This window comes from Ruegeria sp. CDSA034 (assembly GCF_059612275.1).
The window spans coordinates 1-12687 of the sequence record NZ_JBXWQH010000015.1 but is presented as its reverse complement, the minus strand read 5'-3'; the positions used below and the strand labels follow the sequence as shown (position 1 = coordinate 12687).

The following is a 12687-nucleotide window of genomic DNA, read 5'->3' as shown; positions in this document are numbered from 1 at the left end:
TCATGAGTGCCCCGTCAATCTATGATCTGGAAAAACAGGACAGTGCCATACTCCACGCCAGCTGCGTGGCCGTTGGCGGGCGAGGTCTGCTTGTTGTTGGCGCGCCAGGGGCGGGAAAATCCGAGCTGGTCTTGCAGATGATGGCGCTGGGTGCCGAACTTGTCGGTGATGACCGCGTGGCTTTACGCAATAACGGCGGTGAAGTGACTGCTGATGCGGCCCCAAATATCCGCGGCGTTATTGAGGCCCGCGGTATCGGATTGTTGCGCGCGCCACCCGTAGGGCCAGTGGGCTTGCGCTATGTGGTGGATCTGGACCAGCGGGAAGAAGCACGTTTGCCAGATCCGATCTCGATCCGAGCCCTTGGGCAAACTGTGCCCTTGCTTCGCGGGCGCGGCGTCCCCAACTTGGCTTCGGCATTGATGCAACTGATGAAAATGGGGCGCGTGAACCCGGAATGGCCCAGCAAATGAAACAACAGCGGCGGATCGTTCTGATCACCGGCCCTTCGGGTGCTGGGCGGACAACGGCGATCCGTGTGCTTGAAGACTTGGGGTTCGAAGCCATCGACAATTTGCCGATGGGCCTTTTGATGCGCTTGCTGGACGGTCCGGAAAACGATCGGCCAATGGCGTTGGGCATCGATGCCCGAAATCGCGATTTCTCGACCATCGGGTTCATTGATCTTGTTATGCGGCTGCGGCGGACCGAGCAGGTCGAGCTGACGGTTCTCTATTTGGATTGTCGAAACGAAGTGCTGCTGCGGCGGTTTTCGGAAACCCGAAGACGCCATCCGGTTGCGGCCGATGCAGGTCCTGAGGCCGGTGTATTGCAGGAAAAAGAGCTGTTGGCCCCGATCAGAGAAATTGCGGACATTCTGATCGACACCAGCCAGATTAACGTTCACCAGCTACGCAAGGAGGTCGAGCATTGGTTCGCTCCGGAAGGCGGTCGACATCTGGCGGTATCCATCGAATCTTTTTCGTACAAACGCGGCTTGCCGCACGGATTGGACATGGTTTTTGATTGCAGGTTTCTGGCGAATCCCTACTGGCGTCCGGAATTGCGAGCCGAAGATGGTCGAAACCAGGACGTGGCGCGCTATGTACAGTCTGACGCGAATTACGCGCCGTTTTTTGACCGAGTTGTCGATCTGCTGAAATTGTTGCTTCCGGCCTATCGCGCCGAAGGCAAAGCGCATCTCTCGGTGGCCTTCGGGTGTACCGGTGGGCAACACAGATCGGTCGCAACTGTAGAAGCGGTCGCAAAGGCCCTTGCACAGGAAGGGCAGCAAGTGGCAATTAGGCACCGCGAAATGGAACGTCGATCGTTGAATGAGAGGCTGGATTGATCGGGATCGTACTCGTAGCACATGGCGGGCTGGCTCAGGAATATCTGGCCGCAATGCAGCATGTTGTCGGAAATCAACCGGGCCTGGCCGCAATCTCGATTGAGGCTGACCATGACCGGGAAGCCAAGCAGTCAGAAATCTGCATGGCCGCTGACGGTGTCGATGTCGGCGACGGTGTGGTTGTCGTCACGGATCTATTCGGCGGCAGCCCGTCGAATCTAAGTCTGAAGGCCTGTGCGCCGCAGGATCGGCGTATTCTTTACGGTGCAAATCTGCCTATGCTGATTAAATTGGCCAAAAGTCGCCACCTGCCGATCGGGGATGCGGTCCGGCGGGCGATGGAGGCTGGACGCAAATATATCAATGCCCAAAACGTGACGTTAGATTAAGACCGGATTGATTAAGAATGACCAACCGAAGCTTGAAAATAATCAATGAAAAAGGCCTGCACGCCCGCGCCTCGGCTAAGCTGGTCGAAGTAGTTGAGGGGTTTGACGCGCAGGCAGAGGTGTCCAAAGACGGACTTTCTGCATCAGGGGACAGCATCATGGGTCTTTTGATGTTGGCAGCGTCTCGCGGAACGACTATTGACGTCGAGACGTCCGGACCGGATGCTGAGGCGTTGGCGGATGCATTGGAAACCCTTGTGAACGGAAAGTTCGGGGAAGGGTTCTAATCCTGCCAGTCGCGATACGAAGAACGGGAAAACCAGGAATTGGCGCAAACGACGCACGAGACCAAGACAGGCCCGGTGGTGGACGGGACGGAAGATCAGGGCGAAATCTATGATCGTAGAACCCTGACCTATGCGAATTCCTTCGACGATGCCTGGACGTCTACAGCTATCCGCGCCATCGAATGGTGTACGGGTAAGCTAACCATTCTGCGGATGGTCAATAAGTTCGAAAAAAAGAACGAATACTACCGTGGTCAAAGGTTCTGGGGCGGTGCGCTTGAGGTCATGGGAATCAACCTGACCACGCCGCAGGACCAATATGCAAATATCCCGAAAGAAGGGCCTGTGATCGTCGTGGCCAATCACCCGCATGGCATGGTCGACGGCATGATACTGGCCGAATTGATCGGGCAGGTTCGCAATGACTACCGCATCCTGACCCGCTCGGTCCTGACTGGACTGGATGAGGCCGCGACCTCGTTCATGATCCCGGTTCCTTTTCCACACGACCCCGAAGCGCAAGCCAAAATGCTTGAGATGCGTGGCAAGGCGATGGAACACCTGAAAGAAGGTGGCGTTGTTGCGCTGTTCCCGTCGGGTGTGGTGATGTCCTCGGATGACTGGTTCGGTCCTGCGCAAGAGCAGGAATGGAATGTGTTTACCGCCAAGATGATCCGCCGATCCGGCGCGCAGGTGGTTCCGATTTTCTTTCCGGGCAGCAATTCACGCGCCTATCAGATTGCCAACAAGCTGTCGCCGATCCTAAGACAGGGGCTGCTGCTGCATGAGATCGTTCGCTCTTGCAACAAGCCGCAATCTCCGGTGATTGGCGAGCCGATTTCGGACGAGGATATGAAGCTGCTGGAAAGTGATCCGCGCGGTTTCATGGCGTGGCTCAGAAAACGCACAATGGCGCTTGGTAAATCACGCGATTCCTGATCCGCTCTTCATTTGGCTCATAATATCCCGGGCGAGGGGGCTGGCCCCCTTTAGCGCGTTGGGACCGGTGTTTCACCTCTGTAATCATAAAACCCGCGTTCGGTCTTACGGCCAAGCCAGCCGGCTTCGACGTATTTTGTCAGCAGTGGGCAGGGCCGATACTTGGTGTCTGCCAGCCCGTCGTGCAACACGTTCATAATCGCCAGACATGTGTCCAACCCAATGAAATCAGCCAGTTCCAGCGGGCCCATTGGATGGTTTGCGCCTAGCCGCATCGATTGATCAATCGACTGCACGCTGCCGACCCCTTCGTAGAGAGTATATACGGCCTCATTGATCATCGGCATCAGGATGCGGTTCACGATGAAGGCCGGGAAATCTTCCGCGCTGGCCGCCGTTTTTCCAAGCCGGTCCACAACCGCTTTGCACGATTTGAACGTCTCTTCATCCGTGGCAATCCCCCGGATCAGCTCGACCAGCTGCATCACGGGCACCGGGTTCATGAAATGGAACCCCATGAAGCGTTCCGGACGATCTGTTCGGCTGGCCAGGCGGGTAATCGAGATTGAGGACGTGTTGGATGTCAGAATCGTATGGGGTAGAAGATGCGGCTGCAGGTCTTCGAAAATCGCCTGTTTGATTGCTTCCCGCTCGGTTGCGGCTTCGATCACCAGATCGGTCTGACCCAACTGGGGCAGCTCCAACGTTGTGTTGATCCGGCTCAGTGTGGCTTGCATCATTTCGTCCGAGATTTTGCCTTTTGATGCCTGTCGGGCCAGATTGCCTTCAATCGTCGCCACGGCGCTGTCCAGCGCGTCCTGCGAGACATCGTTCAGCAGAACGTCATACTCTGCCAGCGCCAGAACATGAGCAATGCCATTGCCCATCTGACCTGCGCCAATCACTCCGACCGATTTTACATCCATGTTCAGGTGCCTTTGTGTCTCGGGATACGGCGACAGTATCGACAGATCGGGGCGGGCGGCAAGGGGATCCGACAGTTCGATTTTGCTTCAAATGCGCACATTAGGATTTTCTCAAGATTTGCGGCTGCAAGATGGCAACCGGGTGAAAAATGGGTGAGTGATATGAGCTATCATCAAACAGGCTCGGGGGGACCCGGGCATGAGGTTTGCCAATATGAAGGATCGCGGCTGTGGTTTCGCGGTGCTCGGCGTGTTCTGGATCAACCCTACGCAGCTTGCGTTGGCGGGGATGAGACATTTGGGCGATTCGTCGACCGACCATTCTCAGCTATTCTCGAAGACCGGCTTGAAAGACGCGTTCTGAACTTTGGATGCCTGTTCAGCGGCGTTGACGCGTTGTGCGATGACATGGGGTTGTGCAATTTGCTAAGAGGCGCAGATGTGTGCGTCATGCAGGCGCCAGGGCTTCTTGGGCAGTCCAACCAATTTTATCGCGTTCATTCCAGGCGCAACGACCGGTTTTTGGCGCCAACGAGGGATTTGATCAGCCTGTATCCCGAAATTGACTTCACCGAGGTTCATTTCGTGCGCCACCTGATGACCTGCCTGCAAAAGGTTCGCGACGCGCGCATCGAAGTTGTTCTGGACGAACTGCGCCGAAACTGGGTTCGGAAGATCGGTGAATTTTTGCAAGGCCTGGAAACCCTGGTGATCCTCTTGCGGCTGCAGGTCCTTCGAGGAGAGCAGGGCGCGCATCACATTGACTTCGCTGATGTCGACGTAACGGATCAGATGATCCAGTTCGTTGGCAAATCCTGCACGGATATCGTCGACGTCAAAACCCATGTGTGCGGCCAGTCTGACGAGATTGAGGACATGTTGTTCGGTACACTGCAACAGCCAATGGCAGAGCACATGATTGGCCCAGCTGCCCATCGGGCGATCGCGGCAGCTTTGATGCGGCCAATACGCAATCTGCATTAAAAAAAGGCCCGCCAATTAGCGGGCCTTTCCAAATTTCGCGATGAAAAAGCTAATCCAGCGGTTAACCGAGTTTCTCGGTCAGTTCGGGTACGGCCTGGAACAGATCTGCAACCAGCCCAAAATCCGCAACCTGGAAGATCGGCGCTTCTTCGTCCTTGTTGATCGCAACGATGACTTTCGAGTCTTTCATACCAGCCAGGTGCTGAATCGCGCCCGAAATGCCGATCGCGACATACAGGTCGGGTGCAACAACCTTACCGGTCTGACCGACCTGCCAGTCGTTCGGTGCATAGCCCGAATCCACGGCGGCGCGCGATGCGCCAACAGCGGCGCCCAGCTTGTCAGCAAGACCTTCGATCAGTTTGAAGTCCTCTTCCGAGCCGACACCACGGCCGCCCGAGACAACAACGCCAGCCGAGGTCAGTTCCGGACGGTCGCTCGCGGCAACCTTGTCCTCGACCCATGACGACAGACCTGGGTTGTCACCGACCGAGATGGTCTCAACCGCAGCCGAGCCGCCTTCGCCAGCCGCGTCAAAGGACGCGGTACGGAAGGTGACGACTTTCTTGGCATCGTGTGACTTCACGGTCTGGATCGCGTTGCCCGCATAGATCGGACGCTCAAAAGTCGAGCCGTCAACCACGCCGGATGCATCCGAGATCACCATCGCGTCCAGCAGGGCTGCAACGCGCGGCATCACGTTCTTGGCGTCGGTGGTCGCTGGGGCAACGATGTGCTCATAGCCATCAGCCAGACCCACGATCAGCGCCGCGGTCGATTCAGCCAGGCGGTGACCCAGCGACGCGTCTTCGGCAACCAGTACCTTGGACACACCGTCGATCTTGGCGGCGGCTTCACCGGCAGCAGCGGCAGAACCGCCCGCGGCCAAAACGGTGATGTCACCCAGTGCCTTTGCGGCCGTGACAGCTTTGGCGGTGGCATCCATCGCCAGTTCGCCGTTGTTGACTTCTGCGAGAAGAAGAACAGCCATTACACAGCCCCCGCTTCTTTGAGTTTCTCGACCAGCTCATCAACCGAGCCGACGACGATACCAGCAGCACGTGCCGGCGGCTCTTCGGTTTTGACAACTTCCAAACGCGGTGTGACGTCGACGCCGTAATCGGCGGCGGTTTTCTCGTCCAGCGGCTTTTTCTTCGCCTTCATGATGTTCGGCAGAGACGCATAGCGCGGCTCGTTCAAGCGCAGGTCAACAGTGACGATGGTCGGCATCTTGACGCTGATGGTCTGCAGGCCGCCGTCTACTTCACGGGTGATCTTGGCGCTGTCGCCTTCGATGTCCAGCTCGGACGCGAAGGTGCCTTGCGACCAGCCCAGCAGGGCCGACAGCATCTGACCGGTAGCGTTCATGTCGTTGTCGATCGCTTGCTTACCAGCCAAAACGATGCCGGGTTGCTCTTCCTCGACCACTTTGGCCAGGATCTTGGCAACGGCCAGCGGTTCGATGTCTTGATGGACGTCATCGGCGGCAACAACCAGAATGGCGCGGTCAGCGCCCATGGCCAGTGCGGTGCGCAGGGTTTCCTGCGATTGCTTGACGCCAATCGAAACCGCAACGATTTCGTCAGCCTTGCCTGCTTCTTTCAGGCGAATCGCTTCTTCCACAGCGATTTCGTCGAACGGGTTCATCGACATTTTGACATTGGCGAGATCAACACCGCTACCGTCCGCTTTCACGCGAACTTTCACATTATAGTCAATCACGCGTTTGACAGGCACGAGTACCTTCATTTTGCGCTTGCTCCTCACAAAAAACGGTAAGCCGCGAAGCGACTCCACCAATGCTCTCGGGGGACTGAATAGCGTCTCAGTTCACGCTGCAACAGGGCAAAATCGTCACGTCATGAACTTGAGACGTCGCGTTTCATGTATTTTGACGCAACGACGTGAAATTTTATTGCTTTGGTGGCCGGTGCCAGAGCTTTGGGCCCCACTCGTTTGGCTGGGGTTTTGCTTTGTTGGTCGCTGCAGGTTTCGCCGGATCCCGCGCCAACTTCAGCGGTTTGCGCCCGGAACCCACAAAACGTCCGCAGTTCCGTTTTCGTTGGCGCAGCGGGCGGCAACAAAAAACCAGTCACTCAGACGATTGAGGTATTTCACCGCGACTGCGTTCACGGGCTCCATGTTGGTCAATTCGACCGCAAGGCGTTCGGCGCGGCGGGATACGGTTCTGCAGACATGCAGATTCGCTGCCAGACGCGACCCGCCGGGCAAGATGAAGCTGCGCAGCGGCTCCAGCGTTTCGTTCATCACGTCAATCTCGGCTTCCAACCGATCAATCTGAGATGCAACGATGCGCAGGGGCGGGTAGTCGGCCTCGGCGTCTTTTTCCATGTCGGGGCGACAGAAATCTGCGCCCAGATCGAACAGGTCGTTTTGAATGCGCGCCAGCGCGGCATCGACGTCGCCTTCCGCCTCGGTCCGAGCAACGCCAACAAAAGCGTTCAGTTCGTCAACGGTCCCATACGCGGCCACGCGACCAGAATACTTGGCGACCCGTTCGCCGTTGCCCAGCGCAGTTTTTCCATCATCGCCGGTGCGGGTGTAAATCTTGTTCAGAACGACCATTTATTGAGCTCCTTGTCCGCGCAGGTAGACGTAGAGCACGATCAGCACCACAGCAATGAACTGGAACAGGATGCGAAGGCGCATCATCTTGTTGCTTTTCATCGCAGCAGCTTTGCCGCTTTTGCCGAAATTGGAGATGCCGATCGCCAGCACGACGACGACCGCCGCCATGGCCAACAGCAAAATGACCATCAAAAGGTCCATAAGCACACCGTCCGCGTTTCTTGTTTCGTTTGGCTATCATCTAGCCTCATGTACATGAAAAGCGAACGGGTAATTTCGCCTCAGACGTCCGACAGAATGCGGTCGATGGTGCGGGTGGGCAAAAGGCGGCGCAGATATCCGGCGATATAGGTTGGCGTAGTGACATAGTAGCGCGCGCGCGGCCTTTTTGATTCAACCGCATGGGCCAGCTTGTCGGTCACCGCTGATGCAGGCAGTTCGAACCGGTCCGGGCCTGAGGATTCGTACAGTCTTTTCAACAGCGAAGCCTCATATTTTTCGCGCACGGCCGAGTTCTCCCAGTTGATGAAACGCTCGAAGAAGGGGATCGAATTCTCGCGGATTTTCGACGTGATTGGGCCGGGTTCAATCAGGATGGCCTTGATATTCGTTCCGGTAAGTTCCAGACGCAGCGTGTCGGTAAGACCTTCAATGGCATACTTTGTGGCGACATATGCGCCGCGCCATGGGAAGGCCACGAGGCCCAGAACCGACGAATTCTGAACGATTCGCCCGTGCCCCTGCGCGCGCATGACAGGAATCACCAGTCGGGTGAGTTCATGCCAGCCAAAGAAATTGGCCTCAAATATCACGCGGAGCCCTTCGGTCGGCAGATCTTCAACTGCGCCGGGCAAGCCGTGCGCTCCGTTGTTGAACAGCGCATCCAGCGTGCCTCCGGTAGCCTCAAGCACTTCGGTCAGGCCCGAGGCGATACTTGCGGCGTCGGTATAGTCGATGCGCGGGCTTTCAAAGCCTTGCGCGCGCAGCCGGTCGCAATCACGCTGCTGGCGGCAGGACGCAAAGACACGCCAGCCGCGCGCACGCATACCGTGTGCCGCGTCCAGACCGATGCCGGATGAGCAGCCGGTGATAAGAATGGTTTTCTGCATGATCTTCCTGACCTTCAATTCAGGCCAAAGCTATTGCGAGGTGTGGGTCAGGACAATGACGGTGCAGCGTCAGTTTTGAATTTTTCGAACCAGTGAGGCGGAAATCCAACCGACCTGTTGCGCGGGCAACACGCGCAGACGCAGCCAGCCGGTTCCGGAATCGCTCAGTACTTCGACCTTTTGTCCGATGGCCGCTTTGCCGACAATTGGGTATATGGTGCCAGGCCCATCGCGCATGTTCACCCGCGTTCCCGAGATTTCGCGGATGTCTTTTTCAGGTTCGGGAATCGCCGCGGCCTCTGATGTTTCCGGCAGGGGCGCATCATCGGTCTGACGCAATCCCGCCACGCCGTCTTCCAGCGAAGCAAGCGTGATGTTTGCGCTCTGATCATCGAATACCGAGATGCCGGACAGAGACTGAAGGCTGGCTGGTTCGGCCACGATCTGCACGATCTCTTCGGGTTCAGGTTGGGGTCGTGCACGCACTTTCGGGGCCCGTACGGCCACATTGGTCACAAGTTCTTCAACCCGGGCGGGTGCTACTGCCGCAGGCTGGGATGCAGAAGCAACGCGTACGGGTTGATCGCTCCGCAAGCCGCGCGGTTCGAAATCTGGTCCGCCGCTCATAACGTAAAAGCACCAGCCAAGTGCAGTGAAAGTCAAAATAATAAGGCGCGTCATGGCGCATCCCCCAGGTCAATCGTTAGGTACAAGAAATTGGCAGCAGTCTAATGAAGACAGCCTACCATATTTCGCGGTCCGAGTCGAAAACCGGGGGAATTCCGGGACTTGTCTCCCCCTGTTGCAAAAAGCGCGACTTGTCCCCAGCAAAATCTAAGCTGATTGCTTTACCAGCGCGCGCTTGCGGCGTATCACATCATATATGAACGATACGATAGACGACCCCAATATGGAGGCCCCCGACAATGGGGGCGAGATAGCTGAACCGCTGCGCCGCGCGATTGGCGAACGCTATCTGACCTATGCGCTGTCCACCATCATGCACCGGGCATTGCCCGATGCGCGCGATGGGCTGAAGCCTGTGCACAGGCGAATCCTCTATGCGATGCGCGAGCTTCGACTCAGCGCAACGGGCGGGTTCCGTAAATCCGCGAAGATTTCCGGCGACGTGATGGGTAACTATCACCCGCATGGCGATGCCGCGATCTACGATGCGATGGCGCGTCTGGCGCAGGATTTCAACGTTCGCTACCCGCTGGTCGACGGGCAGGGTAACTTTGGCAATATCGACGGTGATAACCCGGCGGCCTCACGTTACACAGAGGCGCGGATGACCATCGTGGCCGAAGCGTTGCTTGAGGGGCTGAACGAAGACGCCGTCGATTTCCGCGACAACTATGATGGCACGCTGTCCGAGCCGGTCGTACTGCCGGCGCAGTTTCCGAACCTGCTGGCCAATGGGTCCAGCGGAATCGCGGTGGGCATGGCAACGAACATCCCGCCGCACAATATTGCCGAGCTGTGTGATGCCTGTCTGCATCTGATCAAGGTGCCGGATGCCCGCGATGATACGTTGCTGAACTATGTGCCGGGTCCGGACTTCCCGACCGGTGGCATTATCGTCGAGCCCCCAGAGAATATTGCGCAGTCTTATCGAACCGGGCGTGGATCTTTCCGTCTGCGGTGCAAATACGAGGTCGAAGATCTGGGCCGCGGCCAGTGGCAGATCATTGTCACCGAGATCCCTTATCAAGTTCAGAAATCCAAACTGATCGAAAAGATCGCGGAACTGATCCAGACCAAGAAAATCCCGATCCTTGCCGACGTACGCGACGAATCCGCAGATGACATCCGCCTGATCCTCGAACCGCGCTCCAAGAACGTGGACCCAGAGGTTTTGATGGGCATGCTCTATCGCAGTTCGGACCTTGAGGTGCGATTCAGCCTGAACATGAACGTGCTGATCGACGGGGTGACGCCCAAGGTCTGCTCGATGAAGGAAGTGCTGCGCGCCTTCCTAGATCACCGGCAAGAGGTGCTGCTGCGCCGCTCGCGCCACCGCATGGCGAAGATCGACCACCGGCTGGAAGTGTTGGAGGGCTTTATTGTTGCCTTCCTCAACCTCGACCGTGTGATCGACATCATCCGCTACGACGACGACCCCAAAGCCGCGCTGATGCGTGAGGATTGGGGCATCGACCATATCCGCGCCACCAGCGAGGCCGACTATGTCTCGCCCAAGCCGGGCGAGGGCGAATTGTCCGAGGTTCAGGTCGATGCGATCCTCAACATGCGCCTACGCAGCTTGCGCCGTCTGGAAGAGATGGAACTGGTTCGTGAGCGCGACGCATTGATGTTGGAACGCGCCAATCTCGAAGACCTGCTGGCCGACCCGGCCCTGCAATGGGCCAAAATCGCCGAGCAGTTGAAAGAGACCAAGAAGACCTTTGGCAAAGACCATGAAGGTGGCGCGCGCCGAACCCAATTCGCCGAAGCCGGGCAGGTCGAAGAAGTGCCGCTTGAGGCAATGATCGACAAAGAACCGATCACGGTTGTCTGCTCTCAGATGGGCTGGATTCGCGCTATGACCGGTCACATCGACCTTAAGCGCGAGTTAAAGTTCAAGGACGGCGACGGCCCGCGTTTCATATTCCACGCTGAGACGACTGACCGCTTGTTGGTGTTTGCCTCGAACGGACGATTCTACACGCTCAGCGCCGCCAATCTGCCGGGCGGGCGCGGTATGGGCGAACCGCTGCGCCTGATGGTCGACCTGCCGAACGAGGCGCAGATCATCGACATCCTGATCCACAAACCAGGGCGCAAGCTGTTGGTGGCGTCAGACGCGGGCAACGGGTTCATGGTGCCCGAAGATGACGTGTTGGCCCAGACCCGCAACGGTAAGCAGGTGCTGAACGTCAAAGCCGATGAGACGGCGATGATCTGTAAGCCCGTTTCGGGCGATCACGTCGCGGTTGTGTCGCAGAACGGCAAGTTCTTGGTGTTCCCAGTGGAAGAGCTGCCCGAAATGGGGCGCGGTAAGGGCGTACGCCTGCAAAAATACAATATGGCGCGCGGCCGGCAGGGGACACTGGAACTGGATGGTGGCCTGTCCGACATCACGACCTTCAACTGGGAAGAGGGGCTGAGGTGGTCCATGGGCGGTGACAAGACCCGGCACGAGGCGGACATGTCACAGTGGCTGGCCAAACGGGCCAGCGTTGGCAAAAAGGCACCCTACGGCTTCCCGCGCGACTATAAATTTTCGTGAGCAAGCGCGCTTGCAAGTGGAATTCTGCCGATACGGCTTGGCACAAGCCGTATCGTTGCGCTAGATCAAAGAAAAACAGGCATATCGAGACGAGAACATGTTGCGAGCTTTGACCCTGATTACCGGACTGGCCCTGATGGGTGCGTGCACGCAGACACAGGTTTACGAAGAGCCTGAGTCGCTGGGCGAATTCAAATTGCGCGTCAATTATGCCTTTGCTGAAAAGGCCCGGAAGGGGCCGGTGTCGCGGGAAGCGACACCTAAAGAGTGGGAAGACGCCATTCAGAACGCCGTGAATATTCGGCTTGGCCGGTATGAGGGTGCCCAGGAATACGACATAGGAATCAGTCTTGAGGGGTTTATGCTGGCCCCTCCGGGTGTACCGGTGATCTACAATCCCAAAAGCACGGCAATCGTTCTGGTGAATGTTTACGACGTGCGCAAAAAAGAGTTTCTGGCCAAAGGCAAACAGTTCCAGGTTCTTGAAGACACGACCGGTGAAAGCGCTCTTACGGGATCTGGACATACCCGCACCAGAGAAGAGCAAATGGACGGATTAGCGCTCAAGGTTGCCGATCGTGTCGAGGAATGGCTGGCCGAGGAACACAAGGACAACGGCTGGTTCGACAAGCGTCCCGACCTGATCCAGCCGTTGGAATCCGTCGAGGTCACCCAAAATCCGGCGTCTTAACCAGCTTTTAACGCAGGATGTGCTTGATTTTCCCCTTTGAACCAAATATCTCGCGCGCGCAGATGTAACCACGGGACCACGGGTCCCCCCAATCGCAAAAGGGCGCCTGAGGAATGGCAAAGGAAAAGTTTGAGCGTAATAAGCCGCACGTCAACATCGGCACGATTGGCCACGTTGACCACGGCAAGAC

The 12687-nt window shown here is 57.3% G+C and carries 16 protein-coding genes; 8 read left to right on the top strand and 8 right to left on the bottom strand.

Annotation, left to right across the window (positions count from 1 at the left end; translation table 11 throughout):
• Window positions 1-2: 2 nt before the first annotated feature.
• Genes AC2FLJ_RS19280 through AC2FLJ_RS19260 form a run of 5 tightly spaced genes read left to right on the top strand, consistent with a single transcriptional unit; the run spans window position 3 to window position 2966 of the window.
• Window positions 3-473 carry an HPr kinase/phosphorylase gene (locus AC2FLJ_RS19280; protein WP_496698575.1) on the top strand — a complete coding sequence of 157 codons (471 nt, stop codon included), beginning with the start codon at window positions 3-5 and terminating at the stop codon, window positions 471-473.
• The gene (gene rapZ / locus AC2FLJ_RS19275; RefSeq protein ID WP_496707215.1) at window positions 470-1351 is read left to right on the top strand and encodes an RNase adapter RapZ; all 882 of its coding nucleotides are present in this window, start codon (window positions 470-472) and stop codon (window positions 1349-1351) included. The genes AC2FLJ_RS19280 and rapZ overlap by 4 nt, the downstream gene beginning before the upstream one ends.
• Window positions 1348-1740, top strand: a complete 393-nt coding sequence (locus tag AC2FLJ_RS19270; protein ID WP_496707214.1) for a PTS sugar transporter subunit IIA — start codon at window positions 1348-1350, stop codon at window positions 1738-1740. The genes rapZ and AC2FLJ_RS19270 overlap by 4 nt, the downstream gene beginning before the upstream one ends.
• 17 nt (window positions 1741-1757) lie before the next feature.
• Window positions 1758-2027, top strand: a complete 270-nt coding sequence (locus AC2FLJ_RS19265; protein WP_058273259.1) for an HPr family phosphocarrier protein — start codon at window positions 1758-1760, stop codon at window positions 2025-2027.
• A gap of 39 nt (window positions 2028-2066) precedes the next feature.
• Window positions 2067-2966, top strand: coding sequence for a lysophospholipid acyltransferase family protein (locus AC2FLJ_RS19260; RefSeq protein WP_109312295.1), 900 nt, complete (start codon window positions 2067-2069; stop codon window positions 2964-2966).
• 50 nt (window positions 2967-3016) lie between these two features.
• Here AC2FLJ_RS19260 and AC2FLJ_RS19255 read toward each other — a convergent pair whose 3' ends face one another.
• Window positions 3017-3892 carry a 3-hydroxybutyryl-CoA dehydrogenase gene (locus AC2FLJ_RS19255; protein ID WP_058273257.1) on the bottom strand — a complete coding sequence of 292 codons (876 nt, stop codon included), beginning with the start codon at window positions 3890-3892 and terminating at the stop codon, window positions 3017-3019.
• Window positions 3893-4054: 162 nt separating this feature from the next.
• Between AC2FLJ_RS19255 and AC2FLJ_RS19250 the strand changes: the two genes are divergently transcribed.
• Window positions 4055-4876, top strand: coding sequence for a DUF6473 family protein (locus AC2FLJ_RS19250; RefSeq protein WP_496707212.1), 822 nt, complete (start codon window positions 4055-4057; stop codon window positions 4874-4876).
• Window positions 4877-4937: 61 nt separating this feature from the next.
• Here the strand turns inward: AC2FLJ_RS19250 and AC2FLJ_RS19245 are convergent, their stop codons facing one another.
• From AC2FLJ_RS19245 to AC2FLJ_RS19220, 6 genes are all read right to left on the bottom strand, one after another.
• Window positions 4938-5867, bottom strand: a complete 930-nt coding sequence (locus AC2FLJ_RS19245; protein WP_058273255.1) for an electron transfer flavoprotein subunit alpha/FixB family protein — start codon at window positions 5865-5867, stop codon at window positions 4938-4940.
• A complete protein-coding gene (locus tag AC2FLJ_RS19240; protein WP_058278923.1) occupies window positions 5867-6625 on the bottom strand; it encodes an electron transfer flavoprotein subunit beta/FixA family protein in 759 nt (252 codons plus the stop codon). Before AC2FLJ_RS19240 ends, AC2FLJ_RS19245 begins: the two co-directional genes overlap by 1 nt.
• A 264-nt stretch (window positions 6626-6889) precedes the next feature.
• A complete protein-coding gene (locus AC2FLJ_RS19235; protein WP_058278922.1) occupies window positions 6890-7462 on the bottom strand; it encodes a cob(I)yrinic acid a,c-diamide adenosyltransferase in 573 nt (190 codons plus the stop codon).
• Complete coding sequence (locus AC2FLJ_RS19230) at window positions 7463-7666, bottom strand: twin transmembrane helix small protein (RefSeq protein WP_058273252.1); 204 nt, start codon at window positions 7664-7666, stop codon at window positions 7463-7465.
• A gap of 80 nt (window positions 7667-7746) precedes the next feature.
• Window positions 7747-8574: an SDR family NAD(P)-dependent oxidoreductase gene (locus AC2FLJ_RS19225; protein WP_496707210.1), complete on the bottom strand. Its 828-nt coding sequence runs from the start codon at window positions 8572-8574 to the stop codon at window positions 7747-7749.
• 69 nt (window positions 8575-8643) lie between these two features.
• The gene (locus tag AC2FLJ_RS19220) at window positions 8644-9255 is read right to left on the bottom strand and encodes an SH3 domain-containing protein (RefSeq protein ID WP_496707209.1); all 612 of its coding nucleotides are present in this window, start codon (window positions 9253-9255) and stop codon (window positions 8644-8646) included.
• 202 nt (window positions 9256-9457) lie between these two features.
• Here AC2FLJ_RS19220 and AC2FLJ_RS19215 point away from each other — a divergent pair, with 202 nt between their 5' ends.
• Together AC2FLJ_RS19215 and AC2FLJ_RS19210 are read left to right on the top strand one after the other, a co-directional pair.
• Window positions 9458-11806, top strand: coding sequence for a DNA topoisomerase IV subunit A (locus AC2FLJ_RS19215; protein WP_496707207.1), 2349 nt, complete (start codon window positions 9458-9460; stop codon window positions 11804-11806).
• Window positions 11807-11903: 97 nt separating this feature from the next.
• Complete coding sequence (locus AC2FLJ_RS19210; protein WP_058273249.1) at window positions 11904-12497, top strand: hypothetical protein; 594 nt, start codon at window positions 11904-11906, stop codon at window positions 12495-12497.
• Here AC2FLJ_RS19210 and AC2FLJ_RS19205 read toward each other — a convergent pair.
• On the bottom strand, window positions 12494-12687 hold a 194-nt coding region (locus tag AC2FLJ_RS19205), incomplete at its 5' end, for a hypothetical protein (protein WP_282153203.1). The two genes, AC2FLJ_RS19210 and AC2FLJ_RS19205, sit on opposite strands and share 4 nt — an antisense overlap.